The 26367-nt window shown below is 39.2% G+C and carries 25 protein-coding genes; all 25 read left to right on the forward strand.

Annotation, left to right across the window (positions count from 1 at the left end):
* The first annotated feature begins 22 nt into the window (after positions 1-22).
* The 25 genes from BLV62_RS02670 (at position 23) to BLV62_RS02790 (ending at position 26309) form a co-directional block, all read left to right on the forward strand.
* Positions 23-1021, forward strand: a complete 999-nt coding sequence (locus BLV62_RS02670) for an NAD-dependent 4,6-dehydratase LegB (protein WP_089758440.1) — start codon at positions 23-25, stop codon at positions 1019-1021.
* Positions 1021-2178, forward strand: a complete 1158-nt coding sequence (locus BLV62_RS02675; protein WP_089758442.1) for a LegC family aminotransferase — start codon at positions 1021-1023, stop codon at positions 2176-2178. Before BLV62_RS02670 ends, BLV62_RS02675 begins: the two co-directional genes overlap by 1 nt.
* A 19-nt stretch (positions 2179-2197) precedes the next feature.
* Complete coding sequence (locus BLV62_RS02680; RefSeq protein WP_089758445.1) at positions 2198-2422, forward strand: acyl carrier protein; 225 nt, start codon at positions 2198-2200, stop codon at positions 2420-2422.
* Between the two features lie 16 nt (positions 2423-2438).
* Positions 2439-3191 (forward strand): SDR family NAD(P)-dependent oxidoreductase, encoded by a 753-nt coding sequence (locus tag BLV62_RS02685; RefSeq protein WP_089758446.1) that lies wholly within the window; start codon positions 2439-2441, stop codon positions 3189-3191.
* 10 nt (positions 3192-3201) lie between these two features.
* The gene (locus tag BLV62_RS02690; RefSeq protein WP_089758448.1) at positions 3202-4179 is read left to right on the forward strand and encodes a ketoacyl-ACP synthase III; all 978 of its coding nucleotides are present in this window, start codon (positions 3202-3204) and stop codon (positions 4177-4179) included.
* An 11-nt stretch (positions 4180-4190) separates the two neighbouring features.
* Positions 4191-4817 (forward strand): acetyltransferase, encoded by a 627-nt coding sequence (locus tag BLV62_RS02695; protein WP_089758449.1) that lies wholly within the window; start codon positions 4191-4193, stop codon positions 4815-4817.
* A 20-nt stretch (positions 4818-4837) separates the two neighbouring features.
* Positions 4838-5845, forward strand: a complete 1008-nt coding sequence (gene neuB / locus BLV62_RS02700; RefSeq protein WP_089758451.1) for an N-acetylneuraminate synthase — start codon at positions 4838-4840, stop codon at positions 5843-5845.
* Positions 5842-7005, forward strand: a complete 1164-nt coding sequence (gene neuC / locus BLV62_RS02705) for a UDP-N-acetylglucosamine 2-epimerase (protein WP_089758455.1) — start codon at positions 5842-5844, stop codon at positions 7003-7005. The genes neuB and neuC overlap by 4 nt, the downstream gene beginning before the upstream one ends.
* 443 nt (positions 7006-7448) lie before the next feature.
* Positions 7449-7682 (forward strand): DNA-3-methyladenine glycosylase, encoded by a 234-nt coding sequence (locus BLV62_RS28925; protein ID WP_089758921.1) that lies wholly within the window; start codon positions 7449-7451, stop codon positions 7680-7682.
* Between the two features lie 149 nt (positions 7683-7831).
* Positions 7832-8875: a nucleotidyltransferase family protein gene (locus tag BLV62_RS02715; RefSeq protein WP_089758457.1), complete on the forward strand. Its 1044-nt coding sequence runs from the start codon at positions 7832-7834 to the stop codon at positions 8873-8875.
* An 8-nt stretch (positions 8876-8883) separates the two neighbouring features.
* Positions 8884-9576 (forward strand): acylneuraminate cytidylyltransferase family protein, encoded by a 693-nt coding sequence (locus BLV62_RS02720; protein WP_089758459.1) that lies wholly within the window; start codon positions 8884-8886, stop codon positions 9574-9576.
* Between the two features lie 43 nt (positions 9577-9619).
* Positions 9620-10789 carry a sialidase family protein gene (locus BLV62_RS02725; protein WP_089758461.1) on the forward strand — a complete coding sequence of 390 codons (1170 nt, stop codon included), beginning with the start codon at positions 9620-9622 and terminating at the stop codon, positions 10787-10789.
* Between the two features lie 59 nt (positions 10790-10848).
* Positions 10849-12105, forward strand: a complete 1257-nt coding sequence (locus tag BLV62_RS02730) for a lipopolysaccharide biosynthesis protein (protein WP_168927783.1) — start codon at positions 10849-10851, stop codon at positions 12103-12105.
* Positions 12105-12674 (forward strand): acyltransferase, encoded by a 570-nt coding sequence (locus BLV62_RS02735; RefSeq protein ID WP_089758464.1) that lies wholly within the window; start codon positions 12105-12107, stop codon positions 12672-12674. The genes BLV62_RS02730 and BLV62_RS02735 overlap by 1 nt, the downstream gene beginning before the upstream one ends.
* Positions 12675-12710: 36 nt before the next feature.
* Positions 12711-13805 carry a polysialyltransferase family glycosyltransferase gene (locus tag BLV62_RS02740; protein ID WP_089758467.1) on the forward strand — a complete coding sequence of 365 codons (1095 nt, stop codon included), beginning with the start codon at positions 12711-12713 and terminating at the stop codon, positions 13803-13805.
* Positions 13806-13877: 72 nt separating this feature from the next.
* Positions 13878-15593: a DUF4838 domain-containing protein gene (locus BLV62_RS02745; protein ID WP_168927784.1), complete on the forward strand. Its 1716-nt coding sequence runs from the start codon at positions 13878-13880 to the stop codon at positions 15591-15593.
* A 14-nt stretch (positions 15594-15607) separates the two neighbouring features.
* Positions 15608-16381 carry a glycosyltransferase family 2 protein gene (locus BLV62_RS02750; protein ID WP_089758471.1) on the forward strand — a complete coding sequence of 258 codons (774 nt, stop codon included), beginning with the start codon at positions 15608-15610 and terminating at the stop codon, positions 16379-16381.
* 64 nt (positions 16382-16445) lie between these two features.
* Positions 16446-17444 carry an EpsG family protein gene (locus tag BLV62_RS02755; protein ID WP_168927786.1) on the forward strand — a complete coding sequence of 333 codons (999 nt, stop codon included), beginning with the start codon at positions 16446-16448 and terminating at the stop codon, positions 17442-17444.
* Positions 17441-18343: a glycosyltransferase family 2 protein gene (locus BLV62_RS02760; protein WP_089758475.1), complete on the forward strand. Its 903-nt coding sequence runs from the start codon at positions 17441-17443 to the stop codon at positions 18341-18343. Before BLV62_RS02755 ends, BLV62_RS02760 begins: the two co-directional genes overlap by 4 nt.
* A gap of 44 nt (positions 18344-18387) precedes the next feature.
* On the forward strand, positions 18388-19218 hold the full coding sequence (locus BLV62_RS02765) for a glycosyltransferase (RefSeq protein ID WP_089758477.1): 831 nt from the start codon (positions 18388-18390) through the stop codon (positions 19216-19218).
* Positions 19219-19274: 56 nt separating this feature from the next.
* Positions 19275-20387: a GDP-mannose 4,6-dehydratase gene (gmd, locus tag BLV62_RS02770; RefSeq protein ID WP_089758479.1), complete on the forward strand. Its 1113-nt coding sequence runs from the start codon at positions 19275-19277 to the stop codon at positions 20385-20387.
* Position 20388: 1 nt separating this feature from the next.
* On the forward strand, positions 20389-21324 hold the full coding sequence (gene fcl, locus BLV62_RS02775) for a GDP-L-fucose synthase (RefSeq protein ID WP_089758481.1): 936 nt from the start codon (positions 20389-20391) through the stop codon (positions 21322-21324).
* 12 nt (positions 21325-21336) lie between these two features.
* Positions 21337-22419 carry a mannose-1-phosphate guanylyltransferase gene (locus BLV62_RS02780; RefSeq protein WP_089758483.1) on the forward strand — a complete coding sequence of 361 codons (1083 nt, stop codon included), beginning with the start codon at positions 21337-21339 and terminating at the stop codon, positions 22417-22419.
* Between the two features lie 196 nt (positions 22420-22615).
* Complete coding sequence (locus BLV62_RS02785) at positions 22616-24202, forward strand: hypothetical protein (RefSeq protein WP_089758484.1); 1587 nt, start codon at positions 22616-22618, stop codon at positions 24200-24202.
* A gap of 208 nt (positions 24203-24410) precedes the next feature.
* The gene (locus BLV62_RS02790; protein WP_089758486.1) at positions 24411-26309 is read left to right on the forward strand and encodes an ABC-F family ATP-binding cassette domain-containing protein; all 1899 of its coding nucleotides are present in this window, start codon (positions 24411-24413) and stop codon (positions 26307-26309) included.
* The last annotated feature ends 58 nt before the right edge of the window (positions 26310-26367 follow it).

The following is a 26367-nucleotide window of genomic DNA, read 5'->3' on the forward strand; positions in this document are numbered from 1 at the left end:
GAAATCGCAATTAACGAAACATATGGATTTGAAAGGCAAAAAGGTTTTGGTTACAGGTGCTGACGGTTTTATAGGTAGTCATCTTGTTGAACAGCTTCTCAACGAAGGCTGCAAGGTAAAGGCTTTCGTTTACTATAACTCTTTTAATAGTTGGGGATGGCTGGATACCTTGCAGGCAAGCCAATTATCTAATATCGAGATTTTTGCCGGAGATATTCGTGACCCTAATGGTGTAAGAACAGCTATGGCGGGAATTGATGTCGTTTTTCATCTGGCAGCATTAATCGCAATCCCGTTCAGCTATCATTCTCCTGATTCTTATATCGATACCAATGTGAAAGGGACACTAAATATAGTCCAGGCTGCAAAGGATTTAGGAACACAAAAAGTGTTAGTTACTTCCACTTCTGAAGTTTATGGTACAGCTCAGTTTGTTCCTATCACGGAGCTTCATCCACGTCAGCCACAGTCTCCATACTCTGCTTCAAAAATTGGTGCCGATTGTATTGCGGAATCGTTTTATCGAAGCTTTAATCTGCCAGTGACGATTGTACGACCATTCAACACTTATGGCCCTCGTCAGTCGGCGAGAGCTGTTATTCCTACTATAATTACCCAATTGCTGAATGGAATAGAGGAAATTAAACTTGGTGATTTGACACCTACCAGAGACTTGCTCTATGTAAAAGATACGGCTAATGGCTTTATAGAGATTGCAAAATCAGATTCATTAATTGGACAGGATTGTAATATTGCCACACAGTCAGAAATCAGCATCCGTGATTTGGCAAATACTCTCATTAAGCTTTTAAATCCTTCCGCTAAGATAATTGAAGATCAGGATAGACTACGACCGGCGAAAAGTGAGGTTTTCAGACTATTTGGATCCAAAGAGAAAATATCAGTAGAAACCAATTGGAAGCAGAAATTTACACTTGAGCAAGGCCTGATAGAAACAGTAAATTGGTTTAAACAGCCACAAAATCTTAATAGCTATAAGGCTAATATATATAATATTTAATGGAATCGCAGAAAATTATTTCATTTATAAGGGAAACGTTTAAACAAAAAGAAGGATTTATTCCTTTGCATGTCCCTTATTTTAGAGGGAATGAAAAGAAATATGTCTTAGATACCATTGACTCAACTTTTGTATCATCTGTAGGAGCATATGTTACACGTTTTGAAGAGATGATGAAAAATATTACTGGAGCCAAATATGCTATTGCGACAGTTAACGGAACAACTGCATTACATCTTGCATTGATATTAGCGGGAGTTAAAAACGGAACCGAGGTAATTACCCAGCCATTGACTTTTGTGGCAACAGCAAATGCTATTGTACATGCTGGGGGGATGCCTGTTTTTGTAGACGTTGATATTGATACATTAGGGTTGTCGCCAACTGCCTTGAGACAATTCCTTCTAGAACATACCGAAAGGGATGAAAATGGTAAATGTATTAACAAGACCAGTAAACGTCGCATTGCCGCATGTGTACCTATGCATACATTCGGATTTCCAGCTAAGATTGCCGAAATAGCAGAAATATGTAACGAATATGGTATTCCTCTTGTAGAAGATGCGGCCGAATCATTGGGAAGTTATACCAATGGCAGACATACCGGAACATTTGGACTACTTGGAACGTTTAGTTTCAACGGTAACAAAACTGTTACCTGTGGAGGAGGAGGAGTAATTGTTACAAATGATGATAGTATCGGACACAAAGCAAAGCATATTTCTACAACTGCTAAGGTACAACATAGCTGGGAATTTTATCATGATGATATAGGCTATAATTACCGATTACCGAATCTTAATGCTGCGTTGGCATGTGCCCAATTAGAGGAACTAAATCACATTCTGACGAATAAAAAGGAATTGGCGGCGTTATATAAAGGCTTTTTTCGAGATTCAGCTATTAAATTTGTCGACGAGCCACAGGCAACATCTGCAAATTTTTGGTTAAATACGATCGTCTTCCCTGACCACGAATCCCAACAGGATTTCTTAAGGGAATCTAATGGTCATCAGGTTATGACGAGACCCATCTGGAAACTGATGAGCAGTTTACCAATGTATCAGTATTGTGAGAAAGACAGTCTTACCAACTCGAAATGGTTAGAAGAGAGAGTGGTTAATATTCCAAGCAGTGTTAGACCAAAGAGTAAATAATTAATTTTAATATTTAGCTATGACTATTGAGAACTTTGTAAAAAAATTTGAAGAACAGTTGGAAGATATTACCCCAGGGACCATTACTCCATCAACAGCATTCAAAGAGTTGGAAGAGTGGGATTCTATGACTAACCTGGTAATTATTGCGATGGTAGACAGAGAATACAATAAACAGATAACAGGTAATGATTTAAGTACTGCGACAACAATACAAGACTTGTATAATCTGATTAATAGTTAGTTAATAAAAGAGTATTATGTCCTCTCCATTTAGTCTTTCTGGCAAAAACATTTTAGTTACTGGGGGATCTTCCGGAATAGGAAAATGTATTGCCCAAACTGTGGCTACTCAGGGGGCTACTGTGATACTTCTAGGAAGAAATAAAGAGCGTTTGCAAGAAGTAGTTGACAAGTTGCCAGGTAAAGGCCATAACTTTTATGCAGTCGATTTAACAAGAGAAGAAGAGATGAATACATTTGTAGATAATGTCGGCCGGTTAAATGGAGTCGTTCATTCTGCTGGTTTACTTTCTCTTCTACCTATAAAAATATTAGATGCAACAAACATGGAGTTAATTAGTAAGATCAATTACATTGCTCCGGTACAGTTGACCAGAATACTAATTAACAACAAAAAATTAGGTGCTAATACGTCGGTGGTTTTTATCACATCTGTAAATGGTGTTTTTACAACGGTAAAAGGTTTTGCCGCTTATAGTGGAACAAAGGCGGCATTGAATAGTATAAGTAAAGTGTTTGCTTTAGAATATGCATCTCGCCAGATTAGATTTAATACTGTTGCCCCAGGAATGATTAAAACAGAGATGTATGAAGAGATGGTAAAAAAAGTGGGCGAGGAAAGTGTAAAACAAGACAAACTGAAGTATCCGCTAGGTGACTACGGAAATCCCGAGGATGTTGCTAATGCTACTGTCTATCTTCTGGCCGACGCAAGTAAATGGGTAACTGGTACTTCTTTAGTCGTTGACGGAGGATTGACCATTACATAAACTGTAAGCTATGATCTTTATTAATGGAATATCTTATTACTTACCGGAGAAAAAACTTTCAAATAGAGAATTGAATGAGTTGTTCCCCGATTGGTCAGTTGAAAAAATTGCCGCTAAAACTGGGATAGTGGAAAGACATATTGCGGCAGAAGATGAGTTTAGCTCTGGCATGGCGGTTAAAGCTGCCCAAAAGTTGTTTAAAGAATATCAGATTTCTCCTGATGAAATAGAATTCGTTTTGTTATGCACCCAAAGCCCAGATTATTTATTGCCAACCACTGCTTGCATAGTTCAGGACTTACTGGGAATACCAACCACTGTGGGAGCAATGGATTATAACCTTGGATGTTCAGGCTATATTTATGGATTAAGTACTGCAAAAGGACTGATTCAATCAGGCGATGTAAGCAATGTGTTGCTGTTGACCTCTGAGACATATTCTAAGCATCTTGCTGAAAATGATAAAAGCGTCAGAACTATTTTTGGCGATGCAGCCAGTGCAACCTTGATTTCAAGAAAACGAAAAGGAGCTTCAATAGGTAAAACATCCTTTGGCACTGATGGGAAGGGTGCTGCTAATCTGATTCTTAAAAGAGGGGGAGCACGGAACATCAATTGTGACCTGACAGGTAGCAATGAAGGAAAACTATTTATGAACGGCGCAGAGATATTTACTTTTACTTTGAAAGTGGTTCCTGCAATAGTTGAAGATACACTAAAAAAGAATGAATTAAAACTTGATAATATTGATCTGTTCATTTTTCACCAGGCAAACAAGTATATGCTTGAGCATTTGAGGATGAAGATGAATATACCAGAAGATAAATTTTATGTCCATATATCACATTGTGGTAATACAGTATCTTCAACAATTCCAATTGCTCTAAAAGCTGCTGAACAGGAAGGGTACTTGAAACCTGGAATGACTGTAATGTTAACCGGCTTCGGTGTAGGCTACTCTTGGGGTGCTTCTATTATTCATTATTAATTAATACCGATATGAAGAAGATTGCCATTTTGGGATCTGGAGGATTTGCAAAAGAAGTACTTTTTTTAATTGAGGAAATTGGTGGTTATGATATAGTCGCTTTTGTAGACGTCGAGGAGAAGGAAAGCCTAGTCATTGCTGGTAAATCCTATCAGGTAATTTCGGAAAAGCAATTATCAGAACTTGGGAATCAGGTAAACCTGACAATTGGGATCGGAGATCCCAAGCTGATAAGAAAGTTGGCAGATAAATTTAAGGGAGATTTCACGTTTCCTAATTTAGTGCATCCTTCAGTTATAGGTAACTTCAAAGATATAATACTCGGGGAGGGAAATATTATTACTGCTAGCTGTATTTTTACAACAAGTATTACAATTGGTTCCTTCAATGTATTTAATCTCGGAGTAACCGTGGGGCACGATGCTATTATAGGAGACTGTAACGTGCTTAATCCAATGGTTAATATATCGGGAGGTGTTAAGATTGGAAATTCGAATCTGATAGGTGTGAATGCAACAATTCTGCAATACAAAAATGTGGGTAATAATTCCATAGTCGGCGCTGCAAGCCTTGTTACTAAGAACGTTGATAATGATGTTACAGTAGTTGGGGTGCCTGCAATAAAAATTACAAAGTAAAAAGTAAAGAAGTGATAATTATGAGCAATCGTATTTTAATTATAGCCGAAGCGGGTGTTAACCATAATGGAGAGCTTACTCTCGCAAAGAAATTAATTGACGAAGCTGCTAATGCGGGAGCTGACTATGTAAAATTTCAGACTTTTATTGCTGAAAAGAATATTTCCAGATATGCTCCGAAGGCTGCATATCAACAGGAAAATACAAGATCAGCGGAGAGTCAGCTCGAAATGATAAAAAAACTGGAACTCTCAGAGAAGGATCATTGGGAACTTCTGGCATATTGCAAAACAAAGAACATAGGATTTCTCTCAACACCATTTGATTTTAATAGTATTCGGTTAATTAAAGAGATGGGCATAACAGTCGGTAAAATACCTTCTGGTGAGATAGTGAATCTTCCTTACCTGAGAGCTATGTCTGCGGCATTCCCCGAAATCATTTTTTCTACAGGGATGGCATCTATGAAGGAAATTGAGCAAGCGCTTGGGATACTGCTTCAAAGCGGTACGGATAAAAAAAGTATTACTGTATTGCATTGTAATACAGAGTATCCGACTCCAATGCAGGATGTTAATCTTAGTGCAATGATTTCTATAAAGAACGAGTTTGGTGTTAAGGTTGGCTATTCTGATCATACTCTAGGAATTGAGGTACCTATAGCAGCTGTTGCACTTGGTGCCGAAGTAATCGAAAAGCATTTTACACTGGACAAAAATATGAAGGGACCCGACCATAGAGCTTCACTGGATCCGGTAGAATTGAAAGCAATGGTAGATGCTATAAGAAATATTGAGAAAGCTATGGGGGATGGTATAAAGAAACCCTCCCCATCCGAGATGAAAAATATCGAAATTGTCCGTAAGAGTATTGTAGCCGGGAGGGATATAAAAAAAGGGGAGATATTTTCGCCCGATAATCTGGAGATAAAACGTCCTGGTATCGGTATTAGCCCTCTCGAATGGGATAGTGTAGTGGGTAAAGCAGCTATTAGGGATTTTTCGGCGGACGAAATTATTGAATTATGAGCGAAAAGAGGAAAATATGTGTAGTAACTGGTACAAGGGCAGAATACGGGTTGTTGTACTGGACTATGAAAGGAATCTTAGCGGACAAGGACTTAGAATTACAGCTGATTGTGACAGGGATGCATTTGTCCCCGGAATTTGGCTTAACATATAAACAAATTGAGTTAGATGGCTTTCTGATTAACAAGAAAGTTGAAATGCTTTTGTCCTCCGATACTTCAGTTGGTATTAATAAGAGCATAGGCTTGGGGGTGATTGGATTCGGTGAGGCATTTAGTGAGCTTAAACCAGATATTATTCTGGTTCTTGGTGATAGATTTGAAATATTTGCTGCCGTGACAGCCGCAATGGTCTCGCGTATTCCTGTGGCGCATTGTCATGGGGGGGAAGCAACCGAAGGGGTGATCGATGAACCGATTCGACATTCGATAACGAAGATGTCACATTTGCATTTTACTGCAACAGAGTCTTTCCGGAAACGAGTTATTCAGTTGGGAGAGCAACCTGACCGTGTACTTAATGTTGGCGGATTGGGCATTGAAAATATTAACAAGCTACATTTGTTATCCAGGCCCGAATTTGAGCAAAGTATTAATTTTAAATTAAAGAGAAGAAACATCCTGATCACTTTCCATCCAGTTACTCTTGAATTTTCCACTGCACAGCAGCAATTCCAGAACTTATTGGAAGTACTTGATCAGCAAGAAGATACGGCGTTGATTTTTACAAAGGCCAACGCGGATACAGAAGGACGCATTATCAACCAGATGATTGACGCATATGCCGCAAAAAATTCGGATAAAGCGGTTGCTTTCACCTCACTTGGGCAGTTGCGATATTTGTCTGCGTTACAGCATGTCGACCTAGTCATAGGCAATTCATCCAGCGGATTGGTCGAAGCTCCGTCGTTTAAAAAAGCAACCATCAATATTGGGGACCGCCAGAAAGGGCGAATCATGGCTGAAAGTGTAATCGCTTGCGATTCGTCTATTAGCGCAATTAAAGCCGCTATTACCCTAGCTATTTCAGAGGAATTTCAGAATAAACTTAAAACAGTTGAGAATCCTTATGGTAAAGGCAACTCATCTGTCGAAATTGTCGCATCGTTAAAAAATGCGCATTTAGATGGTATATTGAAGAAACAATTCTATGACTTATAATATATGAGAATTTCCTTTATAAGTACAGTGGAGTTCTCATCACAGGCGTTTACGATTGTTGCAAACGCTCCTGGCCGCTGAGATTGTTGGCGTGGCAACCAAAGTTGATTCAGGCTTTGATGCAGAATTACAGAGGCCGACATCCGATTATTTGGGCTCGCGTTGGGGCTTAAAAAGAACGGGCAGCCCCTTCTTTTATGGAAGGCGCGGACACTTGAGATATTTTGTCTCAGGAGTTTATTGAAATAGAGGGTTCTGATAATGCTGCGTCTTTATATGGGAAGATAACAGATATCGCACTGAAAAAAATTGCAGAGTTTACTGAACAGCTTGCATCTGGTACGTGAAATAGAATTCCCCAGAATAAAAAGAAGAGAATGTATGGAGACAAAGAGGGATGAAAGACGGTAGTATTGACTTTAGAATGAGTTCGAAATCAATTCATAACCTTCAGGGCGCTTAGCAAACCATATGTTGGTGCACATCTGGAATATAACGGAAGTTTTGTAAAGACCTGGGAATCAAGACTTGAAGCCGACGGAGAAGACGAAAATTTAGAGCCGGGGAGAGTTTTAGAAACTGATGGAAGTGCTACAAAAACTAAAACAGGACATGGAGTTATATGGCTTACATCACATGAATTTGATAAATTACCAATTAAAGGTGAATATTTATGAGTAAGGTAATAGTTATAGCAGCGCATCCCTGATGATGAAGTACTGGGAGTTGGTGGTAACATGTTCAAACATGTTGCTGCAGGCAATGAAGTATATTGGCTAATTGTTACTACCGTTAAAGTAGAACTGAAACTAACTGATAAAGACTAATGGATTTTCGCAAACATCTTATTCCCGAAAATGAGAACATTAAGGAGGCATTGCAAAGGTTAAATCAACTTGCAATAGATGCCATACTTTTCGTTGTGGATAAAAACGATAAATTAATTGGTTCGCTAACCGATGGAGATATACGAAGAGGGTTAATCAAAGGGTATTCATTTGAGACATCGATCCTGGAATACATTCAACCTAACCCAGCATATATTTACCGGAATAAAACTGCTCTGGAGGAATTAGAGTCTTTCGGTAAAAGGAATTTGAAAATAATTCCCATTCTGGATGATGAGCACAGGGTTGTCGATATTTTTAACTTTCGTCTAAAGAAAGCCCTATTACCGCTAGATACAGTACTAATGGCCGGTGGAAAAGGAGAGCGTCTAATGCCGCTTACTAGTAACTGCCCCAAGCCTATGCTAAAAGTCGGTGCTAAGCCTATCATTGAGCATAATATAGATCGACTTACAACATACGGGATCAATAAAATGTTTATTTCAATTAGGTATCTGGGAAACCAGATAAAGGAGTATTTTGGATCGGGAGAGAATAAAAATGTTGATATCAAATACATTGAAGAGGATCAACCGTTGGGAACTTTCGGCGCAATGAGTCTGATAGATTCAATTGAAAAAGACCATATTCTCCTTATGAATTCTGATCTACTAACTAATATTGATTTCGCTGACTTTTATAAATCATTCCTAAGGTCCGAGGCCGACCTCATGATTGCCAGTATTCCCTATCAGGTGAAAGTACCGTATGCAGTGTTACAGATCAACAATGGTGAAGTAATATCATTTGATGAAAAACCAACGTACGACTTTTATTCTAATGGAGGGATTTATATTTTTAAAAGATCACTGTTATCCTATTTGAAGAAGGGAGAATATTTTGACGCTACTGATTTTATGGATTTACTTATAAAGGAAAAGAAAAAAGTGTCACATTATCCTATTGTAGGATATTGGCTGGATATTGGCAACCCGCAGGATTTTGAACGAGCACAGCTAGATATTCTTCATCTCCAAATGTAGTATTAGAAATGGATACACTAGTATTAATTCCAGCAAGAGGAGGATCTAAAGGTATTCCCAGGAAAAATGTAAAAATGTTGGGTGGGAAGCCGTTGATTCAATATTCTATTGATATTGCGAAAATGTTGTTTAGTGATGATGATATTTGTGTTTCTACTGATTCAGAGGAAATCAAGGATGTTGTGGAATCAAATGGTTTGAAGGTTCCGTTTATGCGCCCAAACTCACTCGCCGCAGATACGTCAGGAATGAGTGAAGTCGTGACCCATGCAATTCGGCATTTTGAAAATCTTGGCCGGTATTATAAGCACGTTCTTCTGCTACAGCCAACATCTCCGTTTCGTACGCTAACGCAATTGCAGGATATACTCTCATGTAGGGAGAGTAATCCGGGGATGATAGTAGGGGTAACAGAAACCAATGCAAATCCATACTATGTTTTATTTGAAGAAGATAAGGCTGGCTTTTTACAGAAATCAAAACAAGCCAACTTTGTCCGCCGCCAGGATTGCCCTGTCGTTTGGCAAATAAATGGTTCACTCTATCTGATTGATGTACAGAAACTGAAACAGGAAGGTGCTATGGGGCTTCTAATGAAGAAGAAATTTATAATGGACGAATTGTCACTAGTCGATATCGATTCTCCACTGGATTGGATGTTTGCTGAATATTTAATTGAAAAAGGATTTGTAAAGAATTAGTGACTCAATTAACATATATCTCAATATTTTTAAGTAATACCTTATGAAATTCAGTCTCGTTTATAGACTAGTCACTTTGACGCTTCTTTTTGGGATCATCCAATTTGGGGTGTCTTGCCGCAAAGATTCCGGATTTAAAAAGCTCGATGTATTATTTGATTATGTTCCTTATGATGTAGATACATCTATCAAGGTCATAGGAAATGCAAAGGACTCGCTCATTATTGGCAGCAAACCTTTTATCAGCACGCCTGAGTTTATGGGATACGGATTCCCGTCTAGCATAAGCCTGGGGCAAAATAAATGGTTAATGGCAGTAAACAGATATAGTACAGTAAGTGATTTCAAATCTGCCAACATTGTCGCAAAGCTTTCAAACGATGGTGGAAAAACATGGGGCGACGAATATGTTTTGCAGCAAAATATCGGGGCAGTGCAAACCGCCTCGCCGAGCTTTGTTAGGATCAATGCAACAGAAGTATGGCTTATCTTTTTGGTAAAGCATGATACAAAGAACTGTGATGTATATTATAAGGTCTCTAAAGACAATGCACAAACCTGGGGGGAGCCCAAAAAAATAAACACCCTTCAAGGATACCATGTCATTAACAATTCAAGAGTTGTAAAATTAGGGGACCGGCTAATTTTGCCAGTGGCTTATACCGTTGATATCAATAAGTATTATGACAAGCAGGGAGTGTTTTGTTATTATACTGATGACTACGGTAGTACCTGGCAAATGTCAAAAACATTGGCTAGTACCGTTCCTCTCATGGAACCGGGTATTGTGGCTATTTCAGCGACTGAATTAATTATGACATTGCGTTCGAATAATGGAAAAATATTATTCTCACGCAGTATGGATAAGGGCATAACCTGGTCAAATCCGGTGTTGTCAGCCATCAACAGTCCAGAGTCGCCAAGCTCAATCTATAAAATAAGTAGAACAAATCAATTGATGCTGATATGGAATAATAACGGAGTGAGCCCAAATCCGGATATGAAATATTCTAATCGCCAGCCCCTAACGATCTCTTTCAGTTCAAATAATGGTAAAACCTGGTCTAATGCATATAATGTTGAATGGCTTAAAGATGCTGATTACAGCTATGTAGAATGCATTCAGAATAGTTCTGGTGTCTATCTTGCCTACAACGTCAGACCACATGGCGCTGAAATGAAGATCAACACTAAACTTATTAAATTGCAATAGCCGAATGGGATACTGTGAGGGATGATTTCACCAAAATGTGAATGGGGAGTAATAAAATCATGAATTTGAACATTGTCAAACGTATTCTTCAACGTAAAGAAGCTCAGCATTTCGTAAATTATTATATATTTACGATTATGGGAGCTTTAGTTGGCTTCTATTCCATTCCCTATTTAACTCGGCATATTCCCCCAGAAAATTATGGAATGATAGGCATTTTTTTGGGAATAGTCTTTTTTATGCCATCGTTGCTGTCCTTTTCGTCTAACGGCTTACAGGCAATCAATATAGTTGATCAAGCCGAATCTGAATATAAAAGATTTCGGAACGCATATATCAGCTTTGTGATAATATTATCGATCTGTTGTCTGGCAATTGCTGTTGCACTTAGTTATTTCTGGTCGGACTTTGGCTTTGTGATTGTGACAGCTGTAATTTACGGATGTTTGCAACTCTGTTCTTCAATTCATTCCACAGAATTAATTCAACACGGAAAGCCTACTCAATTCGGGCTTTTTAATTTTTCAACCATCGCCCTGACGTTCTTGCTTACTGTCGTAAGCATTAGCGGATTTCATTTGGACTGGAAATATAGAATCTATTCCATTATCATTACAGAGGCTATAATGGTAATTCTAAGATTTTTTTTATTTAGTGATATAGCTCGCAGTTTTAAGTTTACAATTGACAAGAAAGTAATTAAGTTATTGTTGCGTTATGGATGGCCACTAATGTTTTCTGTTGCCGCCGGATGGATTATCAATCAGTCTGACCGTTTTATTTTACTACATTATTACTCTTTGAAAGAGGTTGGCATTTATGCTGCTGCATACGGTATTGCGTCTATTATTACAACGTTTAATCAAACAATGATTAGAGTAGTTGCGCCGCCCATTTACCAAAATCTGGCCAAACGAGTTGGACGATCGTTTATAACCAAGCTAAATGTTTTGTATTCTATAGTTATTCTGGGAATAGCGGCTGCCGGTTGCCTTTGTCTTCATTTATTCTGGCATTTATTCCTTGGAGCTAAGTATGGAGCTTCCCTGCCAGTGATCTATGTTCTATGTTTTGCCCAGGCATTTTTTGGCATATATATGACCCTAGGCATTGTTATTGATTATTTTAAGCAGAACAAGCTTAAGACAATGATCGTCTGGGTTAGTGCAATCATATCTATTTGTACTTCCATCCTTCTTATTCCGGTATTAGGAGCATATGCGCCAGCTGTGGGGTCTTTCTTTTCATTTCTCATACTTGCTATTATCACATATATATATTCGTATCAACTATTGAAAAAATATAATGTAACCTAATGCGAAACCTAATTCTAAAGCTTATTCTTATTACGAAATTCGACAAAATATGTAACAAGTTAAAGGGCTTGTTACAAGACGCTGAAATTGCCAGGCTTGAGCAGAAATCAGGGAATAGGATTAAATTTGTAAGACAGGGGTTTAATGGTATAAGTATTGGTAGTTATGATGGAGATCTTACAAAATTCAAAATTGATAAGACCAGTCATCTCAAATCTGACAGTTATATCGATTGTAGTGGTGGGGTTACAATCGGGCGTTATTTCCATTGTGGTAAAGGTCTTACCATTTTTTCGTCATCGCATAACTACGAGTGTGGTGATTTCATTCCGTATGATAACGTTACCATTGAGCGGCCGGTAGTTATTAAGGATTTCGTTTGGTCTGGTGCAAATGTTACAATAATTCCAGGGATAACAATAGGGGAGGGGGCTGTATTGGCAACAAATGCGGTTATAACTAAAGATGTTCCAGACTATGCTGTAGTTGGAGGAAATCCTGCGGTTATACTCAAATACAGAGATAAGGAGAGGTTTATGAAATTGAAGGAGGAAGGACGTTTTTATTAGAAGACTGAATTTTTCTAAAAATACTATATGTAAAAGATGATATATATCCTGGTAAATAATAACTATCACTTAATCGATTTGAAATCATATTTGCAAGATGTAGATATAGACGACTTGTGCCTGATCAGAATACCTCACACCCTATCAGATGATCTATTGGGGTTGACATTTAAGAAAATTTATACCTTTCCATATTTTTATACAGGAATTAAAAGTTTGTTGAATGTTCCCGGAGTTAGAAGACAACTGCGGTCTGTACGAGAAAGTTTGACCCCGCGCCCTGACGATGTTTTGGTGGTATTTACGGATTTCGAGGTACTTAATCAATATATAATTGCGCATTTCCGAAAATATCGCTGCCGTATTGCTATGCTTGAGGATGGGATGGCTACCGTTTGCGTTGGAAATATGGAGAAACAGCGGTTAACTTTATCAAACAGGCTCGTGAAGTTTATTTTTCGAAGAATCTATGGTTTCTCTTATTTAGACATGTTTGGAAAGGGGCATAATATTTTCCCGATCATCAAAGATACTTTCATTGATGGAATCGGACTAAGTATAAAAGCACCGGTCAACAGGAACATTCCAGCATTTCAATTGTCCACCTCAGCCAGTGTTGTCAACAATCTCAAGGACGATGTACTCCTCTTTATAAACCAAGATATTTACAACTTTGGAATAGTTACGATGGATGAATACATCGCCGAATTAGACCGCATATTTGAGGCGGCAACAAGAAATTTTCGAGAGGTTTATTTTAAGTTCCATCCACGTGAAAAACCAGCAGACATCAAACGTATTGAAGATGTAATGAGCAAGTATCAGGTAACTCTATTGGCTACCAAACAGCCAATAGAGTTAGTAATTGATGAGATAAGACCGCAATACGTAGCCTCTTTTTACTCATCCGCATTAAAAAGTTTATTTCTGAGAGGGGTGCAACCTTTTTTTCTATATCATCTTTTGCAGGTATTTCGTGATCGGTCGATAGTAGATACTTTGAATAAGTATCTGCAGTATATCAATTATTTATTTATTAAAAAATATGATGATATTAAACCCGGATATCGTTGCTCTATTCTAACGGACGCCAGTGCTTTAACCTTTAAAGAATTCATAGACCGCTTGTAAAAATTGGCTTAACTTTGAAATATGTCTTTCCCAGCCTATGAGACAATCAGTACACAGTCAATCGTATACAAAATGATGAAGTATTTCACTCTTCTGTTTTTTATAATGACTACTGCCATTGAGGCAAAAAGTCAATGCGTATTGGTCAAGAATGGGCGAAGCACCTTTCGGATTGTTTTAGCAGATAAGAAATATATTGAAGCTGGTACTGTGTTGCGGGACATTATCAACCGCAGCACAAATGTGAAATTACCAATGTCTGTGGAAAATCCTAAGTGTTCAAATTGTATTGTAATTGGAACAGCGCAAGACTTGCCATCCGAAAATTCTTCGACACTGAATTCAAATCCAACTAACAGCTACAGCATTGTTACCACGCGTAATAGTATATTACTAATTAGCGGTAATGGAGGCAATGTTGTTATACCGGTGATTGAATTTCTCAAGAAGTATTTTAATGCGAGGGTATATGATGGGGGAGGAGTAATAACTCAGAATATTTCCACAATTAATATTCCTGTTGAAAAAGTAACATACGTCGCTCCGTTCGAATATCGAGACCTTTACTATAAAGTTGCTTTTGATTCCACATTTATGCAGTGGAATCAAATCAATCATATTTGGTCTTCAAAAGATAGTAAATGGGGAAACTGGGTACATACCGCCTATGAGTTTATTGACGTACCCCATTATTATAAGTCTAATCCCGAATATTTTGCGCTGGTTAATGGTAAAAGAGTTACTACACAACTCTGTTATTCTAACAAAGATGTATATGCCATCGTATTGCGTAATCTAAAGGCAAAAATTCAACAACACCCGGAAAGGGAAATATGGAGTTTCAGCCAGAACGATAACAACAACTATTGTCAATGTGATTTATGTACCTCTGCCGACCGGCGTCTGGGAACACATGGTGGGCCATTAATGCTATTTGTGAACCAGCTTGCAACTGATATTCCCAATAAAACAATATCTACCTTGGCTTATGGTTTCACTATGAAAGCGCCTGATCCAAAACAGTTAAAGTTAAGATCGAATATACTCATTGTGTATTGTGTAACCCAGGGCAATAAGGCGGCAAATTTTGCTACTGACATCAGTTTTAAAGATATGAGAACAATGCTGGATGGATGGTTTGCACAAACTAATAATATTTATATCTGGGATTACATAGTGAATTTCCAGGCGTTGTTGATGCCATTTCCAAATTTTTCTGGTATCCAAAGTGCATTACAATATTATCAAAAACTGGGGGTAAAGGCAGTTTTTCTTCAAGGGAATAACAAGCCAGGGGCAGAGTTTAGCGGTTTGAGAGCATATATAAGTTCCCAGCTATTATGGGATCCATCTCAGAACCTAAATAAGCTGATGCAGGAGTATTGTAATTACGCTTATGGCCCGGCATCAGGAGATGTTAGCCAACTCATTTCTGCAATGTTGGCAAATAGTGCGAAGACATATCTGATAGTTTCAGCAAGCTCAGCGGATCTCAGCAAAAGTCTGTTCTCTACAGATCAAATGTCGGCCTATTATGCTATTATAGATAAGGGATTGTCCAAAGTTTCCAAAGGGACCCTTTATTACAACAACCTTATGGCGATACGATATTCATTAGATTTTACCTCTTACGATATGCAGCGCAGGATGAATGGAAAGTCAAATGGATTAATGAGAGCTGCAACAAATAAACCAGCAATAGATTTTAATCGATATGATATGTTTAAGAATGTGCCGGTGGATGAAAATAATACTTTGATTGATTCATATTTGAAAGCAAATAAATAGGAGGCACGCGGAAAATGGAGTTGAAATTGACCGTAATTACAGTAGTTTATAATAACGCATCAGGTATTGAAAGAACACTCCTTTCGGTTTTGGGGCAGACGTATAGGAACTTGGAATACATAGTAATGGATGGAGGTTCTAGTGATGGTACCTTGGATATAATAAAAAGGTATGAGGATCGAATTACATCTTGGATTTCTGAACCGGATAAAGGGATATATGACGCAATGAATAAAGGCAGCCAAATAGCAAGTGGATACTACGTGCTATTCATGAATTCAGGAGATGAGTTTTATAATGAAAACGTGCTGCAGGAAATTGCTCAATTCCTTACCTTGAAGCAAGACCTGCCTGATGTAGTATATGGTGATACATCTGTGAGAAACGGTAGTTATGCCACATTAAAGAAGGTCACCTCAAGCCCATCCATAAAGAATGCGATGCCTTTCTGTCACCAGTCCGTTTTTGTAAAAACGGCGTTGCTAAAAAAATATCAATTTGACATCAGTTATAGAGTTATTGCTGATAGAGAGATGATTACTCGAATGTATTTGGATAGATATACCTTTGCCTATCATAGTACTCCGTGGTCAGTAATTGAAGGCATAGGTTTTAGCAATCTGAGCCGTGGGAGATATCAATCGGAAGAGAATAGAATGTTGTTGCGTATAAATGCTATTGGTAAATACAAGGCATGGAGAAGGCAACTCTTGGCTGTTTTTAAAGATTGGGTGATGAGAATGGCCCCTCCGAGTCTCATTTCGCTTAAACGGAAATATAAGATTTAAAAAAAAATAGTATATGTTTTTAATATATATCGTTAACTATATACTTAACGTTTTTAAATCTTACATGCATTCAAGACACTTGAATGCTATTTTGATGGCTGTCACCATAGTGCTTGCATCAGCAATCGTTGGGTTCAGGCCTTTGAATGCTGGCTATGATACAAAAGGGTATGTGGAGGCTTATGAATTATTGGACAAAAGTTTTGTTGAGTCTTTTTTAGTTATTAAGCAATACTTTGGTGTAAGTATTGAACCTTTTTTCTGGGGTTATGCCTGGCTGCTTAATAGCTTTGGCTTGACTTCAAAAGAATTTTTGTTTTGCACTGCATTAATAAGTATATCACTCACAGGATTAGTATACAGAAAAATTGACCCCAAATTCTTTTTCATTTCTTTTTTGGGTGTACTCTTCTCAGGATCATATATAAATTTATATGGAAATGCTATTAGGCAGGGCCTTGCAATGCCATTTTTCCTCCTGGCACTTTATCATGGCATGAATGGGAGTAATATAAAGGTAATTATATACGCAGTAATAACCTTCCTATTTCACCAGTTTACAGGATTACTTGCAGTATTGATTTTCCTACCCCGTTTATTACCTTTCCGTTTCTATGGAATAATCTGGCTTAGCACGTTTGTACTCACTTTCATTATAAAATTGGGTTTGTTTAATTTTGTGCCGGGCATTGCGCAATACCTAAAGGGATCAAGTTGGGCATATCTGATTCATCCAACTTATCTGGAATTTCCAATTTACTCGTATCTCGTTATTAGGCTGAAGTTGAGAGAAGATTGGATGTTTTATAGGATTTTTAAATTTGTAGCGGTGGTCTTCTTAGTGCAGACATTATTTGTCTTTAATATTTATGCTTACAATAGGATTGGCTTGTTGCGTTTTATATTAGAACCAATAATTTATACCAGAATTATCTTATCAATAAAGCCCATTAAGGCAGCCAGTCAAATTGCCATACTTGTTTTTTTCATATACGGAGCTTTTATATTTTTCAGTCAAACTGTACAAGATACGCTTTCGTCAACACCATCCGGACAACAATGATCAGCATAGTTATTCCCACATACAAGCGGTTTGAAAGCCTTACCGCCACATTAAAAAGCCTTAACGCGCAGACTCTCTCTGATTTTGAGGTAGTAGTTGTAAATGATGACCCTGAGAGTAAGGTTCAAATAGATGGAACGGAATATAAATATGCTCTAAAAATATTAAATAATTCGCAAAATCTGGGTGCTGCGGGTGCTCGAAACAGGGGAGTAAGAGAAAGCAAGGGAGAGTGGATCGCATTTCTTGATGATGATGATTTCTTTCTCCCTGACAAATTGGAATATTTAACTTCCAAAATTAAGGAACACCCCGATGTACAGTTCTTTTATCACCCCATTCTGTATGAATTTGTAAATGAAGGCGTTAAGTACGAAACTACTCCCAATGTAATCGCAAAGCCGGAGGATGTGTTAACAGCAAATATCATTGGAGGCCCTCCTGGATTTTTTATACGCAAAGACGTTTTCCTTAGTTTGAACGGGTTTGACGTTGATATGGTAGCATTGGAAGATTATGAATTCGTCATTCGTATAGTTAGGGGGAATATTAAAACAATGTTCTTATCTGTAGCTCTAAGTAGATGTCAGGCAATCACTCGTTCGATTGGACTATCGAAGAGTGTAAACAAAATTCAGGAAGCATTACGATATTTGGACAATGCATATCAAAATGAATATAAGCAATTGGCACCACATCTCGACCGCAAAAGAAAAGCGAACGGAGCAGTTCAGGTTGGATTTGCTTATTTGTTGAATTTGCAAAGAAAGGCTGGTAATTACTATTTGCGGGCTTTTTTGCACTCATTTGATTTAAAGTATCTTGTAGCAGCAGGTTTGAGTTGGTTAAACCCAACTTTTCTAATTAAGATGAAAGGAAGAATGTCAGGTTCTAAATAAAAAAAGGATATTTTTGACTTTTGAGAAATCTCCTTCAACATATTATGAATAATTCATTACCAAAGTTTACAGTTTTAATACCGATATATTTTAAGGAGAATCCAGAGTTTTTTAAAGATGCAATTAATAGCATATTAAACCAAACGTTGCCTCCGGATGAAATTCTAATTGTAGCAGATGGCCCCCTTACGGAAAATTTGGATCAGATTCTTAATGAATATATTGAAAAGTACTCCCAGATCTTCACGGTGGTCAGATTGGCACAAAACATGGGGATGGGATATGCGATGACAACCGGGGTAAAGCAAGCTAAATATCAGATCATAGCCCGCATGGACTCAGACGATATTGCTAAGCCTCAGCGATTCGATATTCAGCTCAGATTTTTGGTTGAGCATCCGGAAGTCGATATTGTAGGTAGCTGGATAGATGAATTTCATAATCAACCAGGTGACGTAATTCGCCAACGGAAACTGCCAGAAAAACACGAAGATATTGTCAATTTTGCGAAAAAGCGCTGTCCTTTTAATCATATGACCGTGATGTATAAGAAAGACAAAGTACTGAACGCAGGGGCATATTGGGAAAAGAGAATGTTCGAAGACTACCATCTATGGTACCAGATGATACGTAGCGGATGCATCATGCATAATCTTCCAATATCACTAGTCTCTGCAAGAATCGGGAACAATATGGTGGGACGAAGACGAGGATGGCATTATCTGAAAACTGAGAATTCTTTCTTTCAAATTATGAAACAAGACAACTTTATTTCTTCCTTTGGCTATTACCGAATCATGTTCATAAGAGCCATTTTCAGGATTATGCCAAGTTCAGTTTTGGCTCCTCTTTATAAATTCCTTTTACGTAGGTAAAAGCGGCTCTAGAGAAATTATAAACATTAATATATTTATAATATATATTGACAATAATGAAAAAAGCACTTATTACTGGTATTACAGGCCAGGACGGCGCATATTTATCTGAATTGCTCCTAAAAAAAGGATATGAAGTACACGGGATCAAGAGACGTAGCTCCTTATTTAATACAGATAGGATAGACCATCTTTATCAAGATCCTCACGAGAAAAATGTAAGATTTAAACTTCACTATGGTGACCTTACCGACAGCACGAATTTAATTAGAATAATCCAGGAAGTTCAACCAGATGAAATTTATAATCTTGGCGCGATGAGCCACGTTCAAGTGAGTTTCGAAGCACCTGAATACACTGCTGATGCTGATGGTATTGGTACCCTTCGCATTCTTGAGGCAGTCAGACTGCTTGGCTTAACCCAAAAAACGAAAATCTACCAGGCTTCTACATCCGAACTTTACGGTTTAGTTCAGGAAGTGCCTCAATCAGAAAAGACTCCATTCTATCCCCGTTCTCCATATGCTGTTGCAAAGATGTACGCATTCTGGATTACTGTAAACTACCGCGAAGCCTACAATATGTTTGCCTGCAACGGAATCTTATTTAACCATGAAAGCCCATTGAGAGGTGAAACTTTTGTAACAAGAAAGATTACCAGGGCAGTGTCGAAACTCGCGCTGGGTATGCAAGATAAGCTTTACATGGGTAACCTTGATGCTAAGAGGGACTGGGGACATGCCAAGGACTATGTGGAAGCAATGTGGCTTATATTACAACAAGAAAAACCCGAAGATTATGTGATTGCAACCGGAATCACTACCACGGTAAGAGAGTTCATTACAATGGCTTTTTCTGAAGTAGGCGTGGAGGTTGAATTCAAAGGCGAAGGTGTGAACGAAAAAGGGTTTGTAAAGAGTATTTCCAATCCAGAATGCCTCTTGCAGGTAGGACAGGAAATTGTAGCTGTAGATTCACGTTATTTCCGCCCTACAGAGGTTGAATTGTTAATTGGCAATCCTACCAAAGCTCAACAACAATTAGGTTGGAAACCTAAATATGACCTTCCTGCACTGGTAAAGGAAATGGTACATGCCGACCTTGAACTCTTTAAACGCGAAAAACTCCTGAAAGATGCAGGATATAAAGTGTTGAACCAATTCGAATAGTATGAATCTTTCAGATAAAATTTATGTGGCTGGTCACCGTGGAATGGTCGGATCAGCTATCGTTAGAAGACTAAAAGAAGCGGGCTTTGAGAATATAGTTACCAAAACGTCTGCTGAACTGGACTTACGCGACTCGCATGCAGTGCAGGAGTTCTTTTTGCAGGAAAAACCTGACTATGTATTCCTCGCAGCTGCCAAAGTAGGAGGTATTGTAGCTAACAATACCTACAGGGCTCAGTTTATATATGAAAACCTGATGATCCAAAATAACGTTATTCACAATGCATACTTGAATAACGCCAAAAAACTGATGTTTCTTGGATCTTCATGTATTTATCCGAAGTTGGCACCGCAGCCGTTAAAGGAAGAATATTTGCTAACAGGCTTACTGGAGCCAACCAATCAACCATACGCAATTGCAAAGATTGCAGGAATAGAGATGTGTGATGCATATCGTGCGCAATATGGTTGTAATTTTATTTCAGTAATGCCGACAAATCTATACGGGCCGAACGACAACTATGATCTGAATAATTCACATGTGCTGCCGGCAATGCTCAGGAAAATGCATGAAGCAAAGGTGAACAATATACCAGAAGTAATACTCTGGGGCACCGGATCTCCGAAACGCGAATTTTTGCATGCAGATGATATGGCTGATGCGTGCTTTTACCTGATGCAGAACTATAGTGAACCGGGACTCGTGAACATTGGTGTAGGGCATGACATTAGCATCAAGGAACTTGCAGAACTTATTCAGCGAATTGTCGGTTATACTGGTAAACTTGTATTCGATACCTCCAAACCTGATGGAACACCACGCAAACTAATGGATGTATCTAAACTTCACGGATATGGCTGGAAGGCGAAGATCGGACTTGAAGAAGGTATACGTAAAGTATACGATGAAGTGAAGAATGGCACATGGACCAAGTAAGCACCAACGGCTATGAAAAATACCAAGAACCATGTTTTTATTATGGCAGGGGGTGTTGGAAGCCGCTTCTGGCCTAAGAGCAGGAATAATTTCCCAAAACAGTTTATAGATATACTGGGCGTTGGAAAATCATTGCTGCAATTAACTTATGAGCGCTTTTTAAAACTGACCGACCCTGATCATATTTATATTGTTACAAACAAACAATATAAAAATCTTGTACTGGATCAGTTACCTGGTATCTCGGAAGAACAGGTCATCACAGAACCTTCAAGGAACAATACTGCGCCTTGTATTGCCTACGCAACCTTCAAACTGGCCGCGCAATCACCGGATGCAAATATGGTAGTGGCGCCATCCGACCACTTTATTTTATACGAAGATATTTTCCTGAAAAATATTCAGAAGGGCCTGGACGCTGCAAATGCTGCTCCTTATCTTGTTACACTGGGCATTACGCCTACAAGACCAGATACAGGCTATGGCTACATCCGCTTTGAAAAGACAGGAACGGAGGGCGTGCACAAAGTATTGCAATTCACCGAAAAGCCGGTTCTTGAAAAAGCACAGGAATTTCTTGCCAGCAGGGAATATGTATGGAATGGCGGGATATTTATTTGGAATGTTCAGACCGCACTGGCGGCCTTCCAGCAGCATGCTCCGGAAATATACGCTCTCTTTGCGAAAGGCCGGGATGTTTATAACACTGCTGCAGAGCAGGAGTTCATTGATTACGAATACCCTAAGTCCCCAAATATTTCCGTCGACTTCGCAATTATGGAAAAGGCAGATAATGTATACACCATACCAGCTGATTTTGGTTGGAGTGATCTTGGAACCTGGGCTTCATTGTATGAAGTAGCGGAGAAAAAAGAAAATCGCAACGTATACAGTAACAATAATCTTCACCTGGAGGAAACCCATGAAAGCATTATTCATCTTCCACCAGGAAAATTGGGGGTGATAAAAGGACTAAAAGACTTCATCATTGTAGATGATAAAGATGTGTTACTCATCTATCCTAAAAAAGATGAACAACAAATAAAGAAAGTTACTGAAACATTGAAATTGCGTGATCAGGATAATTTTCTATAAAAATCCGCATCCTGGGCATTCGTTTAGGATGTTCTAATTATCTATTAATCCCTGGCTGTCACGGCATTATTTTTAATAGCACTATATTTGATCATCCTGGCACGATTATAAGTCAGTGAATTGGTCGGTTAGTGTTGTTGCAACGTGCCTATTGAACTGTATTAATTATTTTATTACTTAATCCAAATAACGTTTGATGAAAAACCTCATTATGGTGGCGGTTTTTGCCCTGCTTACCAGTGCAGCCGTTGCACAAGAGAAGTTGCCAGTTATCGTTCCTTACAATTACCTGGATATTCGTGAATTGTACCTGGATACCAGTAATCATCATACCGCTATGAGGCCTAAGTTACATACAGATACTTCTGCTATGTATACGGAGCCATATACCACCAAACGCAGCTGGGTTCACCGCAAACTGTTTGACGAACATCTCCTGGAATTCAGAAATGAAGACTATAACGTATTCATCGACTTCCTTCCCGACTTCCAGATAGGTAAATCCAAAGACGGAAGCCGCACCAACTGGCTCAACACCAGGGGAGCCAGCATCCAGGCCAACATTGGAACCAAATTCTACTTCGAGTCTTACTTCTATGAGAACCAGGGCAAATTCCCCCTGTATCTCGATCAATATATCCGCAAACAAGACATCGTTCCCGGCCAGGGAGGAATTAAGAGCTATAGCGGCGGTAAAGCATTCGACTTTAATATGGCCAGCGCTTTATTATCGTATACTCCTATCAAATACCTGACGATCGACATGGGATATGGCCAGAACTTTATCGGTGACGGCTATCGTTCTCTGATCCTTTCTGATATTCAATTCAGCTATCCCTATTTAAAACTGACAGCTAACCTGGGTAAAGTGCAATACACTTCCATGTGGGCCCAGTTTATGGATAAGCATAGTAAAAACTTTGCAACAGCATACGATGATCTTGGCTACTACAAAAAATGGGGCGTATTCCACTTCCTCGACTGGAACGTGAGCAAAAGATTAACTATTGGCCTTTTCGATGCCGTAATCTGGCCCGACGCCGATTCCTCCGGCAGGAAACGCGGCTTCGACTGGAGTTATATGAATCCTATCATCTTCCTGCGTTCTGCAGAGTTTTCAGAAGGCTCCTCAGATAATGCATTGGTTGGATTGAATGCTAAATTTAAACTGTTGCCTAAAACTACCGTTTATGGGCAACTGGTACTGGACGAGTTCAAACTGAAAGAAGTGTTCAAAGGAAAAGGCTGGTGGGCTAATAAACAGGCATGGCAGTTAGGTGTAAAATCATTTGACCTGTTTAATGTAAAGAAACTGGATATCCAGGCGGAGTACAATGCCGTACGCCCTTACACTTATTCATATAAGAGCACATTAATTAACTATGAGCACTATAACCAGTCGCTGGCACATCCATTAGGCGCCAACTTCCAGGAAGTGCTGGGAATCGCTACCTACCGTTATAAACGCTGGTATGGAAGAGGACAGTTGCTGTATTCAAGATACGGAGACGATCCAAACCCCGCCACAAACTACGGACATGATATTTCAAAGCCTTATACTACTCACCCGAATGAATATGGCAACTACATAGGCCAGGGAGTTAAAACAAACCTGTACTATGCCCAGGGCACCATTGCCTATATATTCAACCCGAAATACAACCTGAGAGTGGAAACTTCATTGGCATACAGGAAACTGAGCAACTCTCTGAATAAATCAGACGACCTGATCTTCAATATAGGTCTACGTGCCAGCTTCCGCCAATTCTACTACGACTTCTAACACAAAACCTCTTTATACACACAAGCCCTTCCGCTTTCGGCGCAAGGGCTTTTTCTTTTCCATACAAAAGGGGACGAGAAGTAATGGACAAAGGGCCGATAGTCAGCAACAAAACATATAAGGAAATAATTCCCTATTTATCCTATAATGAATATACGAAAAATATAACTATATCGCCAGTCTTACCGAGAATTTATACCTTCGCACCATGCATTACGTTACCGTTGAAGGGTTGACCAAATCTTTTGGCACCAAACCATTATTTAAAGACATCTCTTTTCACATAGAAGAAGGAGATAAGATCGCGCTGGTTGCACTGAATGGAACCGGCAAATCCACACTGTTAAAGATCATCCTCGGAAAAGAAATGCCCGACGAAGGTAAAGTGTGGATCCATAAAGATGTTACCGTTGTAATGCTGGAACAACAAACCGGGTTCGATCCAAATAAATCAATTGTCGAAAACATCTTTGACCAGGATCATCCTGTACTGAACGCCATAAAAAACTATGAACTGCTTACCGAAGAAGGCGCCGAGCCAGACCTGGAGCAGCTCACCGCTGCCATTGCCCGGATGGACGAGCTCAATGCCTGGCATTTCGATAGTAAAGTAAAACAGATATTAGGTAAACTTAACATACATAACCTCGAGCAATTGGTTGGCTCGCTTTCCGGAGGGCAGCAAAAACGGGTAGCGCTGGCAAAAGTGCTGATAGAGATCGGCTTCGAACACAAACATGTGCTGCTGATCATGGACGAACCTACCAACCACCTGGATGTAAGCATGATCGAATGGCTGGAAAATTTCCTGGACCAGGAGAAAGTTACCCTGTTACTGGTAACGCACGACCGCTACTTCCTCGACAGCGTTTGCAACGAGATCATGGAACTGGACAAGGAGCAGTTGTTCATCTATAAAGGCGACTACGAAAATTACCTTGAAAAGAAAGCGGCGAGGGAAGAGAATGAAAAAGCCAGCGTAGATAAAGCACGTAACCTCTACAGGAAAGAACTGGAATGGATGCGTAAACAGCCTAAGGCCAGAACTACCAAATCGAAAGCCCGCCAGGATGCGTTTTACGAAGTAAAAGACAAAGCGTCACAGAAAGTCCAGGACCAACAACTGGAACTCAATGTAAAAATGACCCGCCTGGGCGGAAAGATCCTGGAACTCAAAAAAGTCTACAAGGCATATGGAGATCTTACCATCCTGAAAGGATTCGATTATACTTTCAAGAAAGGAGAAAGAGTTGGTATAGTAGGTAAAAATGGAGTAGGTAAATCTACCTTCCTGAATATGTTACTGGGAATAGAACAACCCGATTCAGGCAAGATCAACGTGGGCGAAACCATTGTTTTTGGTAATTACTCGCAATCAGGTCTTGAGGTCAAGGAAGATATGCGGGTGATTGAGTTTGTGAAGAGCATTGCCGAGAACTTCCCGCTGGCGGATGGTACCAAGGTAAGCGCCGCCCAGTTCCTGGAACTATTTCTTTTCCCGGCCGAAAAGCAATATACCTTTATTTCCAAATTGAGCGGGGGCGAGAAACGCCGGCTGCATCTGTTATCCATCCTTTTCAGGAACCCAAACTTCCTGGTACTCGACGAACCTACAAACGATCTCGACTTACCTACACTGAGCATTTTGGAAAGTTTTTTACAGGAATTCCAGGGCTGTGTGATAATCGTAAGCCACGACCGTTATTTCATGGATAAACTGGTAGATCACCTGTTTGTTTTTGAAGGAGAAGGCGTGATCAGGGATTTCCCTGGAAACTATACTCAATATAGGGAAGCAGAAAGGGAAGAAGACAAGAAAAAGGCAGCAGAGCCTAAGAAAGCCACTGTGGAAACCCCGGTAGCAACAACTACGGCAACTGAACCCAAAGCCCGGAAGCTCTCCTTTAAAGAGAAAAGAGAACTTGAATTGCTTGAAAAAGAACTGGAAGCGCTGGAAAAGGAGAAGGCAGATATCGAAACGGCCCTTTCTTCCGGTGAATTGCCTTTCGATAAAATGGAACCTATGACCCGGCGGATTGGAGAGATTATCCAGTTGCTGGATGAAAAGGGAATGAGATGGCTGGAGTTAAGCGAGATCGAGGGTTAGGAAAATACTTGAAAGCAGGCGTTAAGCCTGCTTTTTTTGTGCCGTTGAATTAATAAAA

This window comes from Chitinophaga terrae (ex Kim and Jung 2007) (assembly GCF_900107795.1).
Taxonomy (GTDB): Bacteria; Bacteroidota; Bacteroidia; order Chitinophagales; family Chitinophagaceae; genus Chitinophaga; species Chitinophaga terrae.

Excerpts from the sequence above, each read along its gene's own strand:
- BLV62_RS02670 (WP_089758440.1), top strand. The coding sequence starts at position 23 with ATGGATTTGAAAGGCAAAAAGGTTTTGGTTACAGGTGCTGACGGTTTT.
- BLV62_RS02675 (WP_089758442.1), top strand. The coding sequence starts at position 1,021 with ATGGAATCGCAGAAAATTATTTCATTTATAAGGGAAACGTTTAAACAA.
- BLV62_RS02680 (WP_089758445.1), top strand. The coding sequence starts at position 2,198 with ATGACTATTGAGAACTTTGTAAAAAAATTTGAAGAACAGTTGGAAGAT.
- BLV62_RS02685 (WP_089758446.1), top strand. The coding sequence starts at position 2,439 with ATGTCCTCTCCATTTAGTCTTTCTGGCAAAAACATTTTAGTTACTGGG.
- BLV62_RS02690 (WP_089758448.1), top strand. The coding sequence starts at position 3,202 with ATGATCTTTATTAATGGAATATCTTATTACTTACCGGAGAAAAAACTT.
- BLV62_RS02695 (WP_089758449.1), top strand. The coding sequence starts at position 4,191 with ATGAAGAAGATTGCCATTTTGGGATCTGGAGGATTTGCAAAAGAAGTA.
- neuB (WP_089758451.1), top strand. The coding sequence starts at position 4,838 with ATGAGCAATCGTATTTTAATTATAGCCGAAGCGGGTGTTAACCATAAT.
- neuC (WP_089758455.1), top strand. The coding sequence starts at position 5,842 with ATGAGCGAAAAGAGGAAAATATGTGTAGTAACTGGTACAAGGGCAGAA.
- BLV62_RS02715 (WP_089758457.1), top strand. The coding sequence starts at position 7,832 with ATGGATTTTCGCAAACATCTTATTCCCGAAAATGAGAACATTAAGGAG.
- BLV62_RS02720 (WP_089758459.1), top strand. The coding sequence starts at position 8,884 with ATGGATACACTAGTATTAATTCCAGCAAGAGGAGGATCTAAAGGTATT.
- BLV62_RS02725 (WP_089758461.1), top strand. The coding sequence starts at position 9,620 with ATGAAATTCAGTCTCGTTTATAGACTAGTCACTTTGACGCTTCTTTTT.
- BLV62_RS02730 (WP_168927783.1), top strand. The coding sequence starts at position 10,849 with ATGAATTTGAACATTGTCAAACGTATTCTTCAACGTAAAGAAGCTCAG.
- BLV62_RS02735 (WP_089758464.1), top strand. The coding sequence starts at position 12,105 with ATGCGAAACCTAATTCTAAAGCTTATTCTTATTACGAAATTCGACAAA.
- BLV62_RS02740 (WP_089758467.1), top strand. The coding sequence starts at position 12,711 with ATGATATATATCCTGGTAAATAATAACTATCACTTAATCGATTTGAAA.
- BLV62_RS02745 (WP_168927784.1), top strand. The coding sequence starts at position 13,878 with ATGATGAAGTATTTCACTCTTCTGTTTTTTATAATGACTACTGCCATT.
- BLV62_RS02750 (WP_089758471.1), top strand. The coding sequence starts at position 15,608 with ATGGAGTTGAAATTGACCGTAATTACAGTAGTTTATAATAACGCATCA.
- BLV62_RS02755 (WP_168927786.1), top strand. The coding sequence starts at position 16,446 with ATGCATTCAAGACACTTGAATGCTATTTTGATGGCTGTCACCATAGTG.
- BLV62_RS02760 (WP_089758475.1), top strand. The coding sequence starts at position 17,441 with ATGATCAGCATAGTTATTCCCACATACAAGCGGTTTGAAAGCCTTACC.
- BLV62_RS02765 (WP_089758477.1), top strand. The coding sequence starts at position 18,388 with ATGAATAATTCATTACCAAAGTTTACAGTTTTAATACCGATATATTTT.
- gmd (WP_089758479.1), top strand. The coding sequence starts at position 19,275 with ATGAAAAAAGCACTTATTACTGGTATTACAGGCCAGGACGGCGCATAT.
- fcl (WP_089758481.1), top strand. The coding sequence starts at position 20,389 with ATGAATCTTTCAGATAAAATTTATGTGGCTGGTCACCGTGGAATGGTC.
- BLV62_RS02780 (WP_089758483.1), top strand. The coding sequence starts at position 21,337 with ATGAAAAATACCAAGAACCATGTTTTTATTATGGCAGGGGGTGTTGGA.
- BLV62_RS02785 (WP_089758484.1), top strand. The coding sequence starts at position 22,616 with ATGAAAAACCTCATTATGGTGGCGGTTTTTGCCCTGCTTACCAGTGCA.
- BLV62_RS02790 (WP_089758486.1), top strand. The coding sequence starts at position 24,411 with ATGCATTACGTTACCGTTGAAGGGTTGACCAAATCTTTTGGCACCAAA.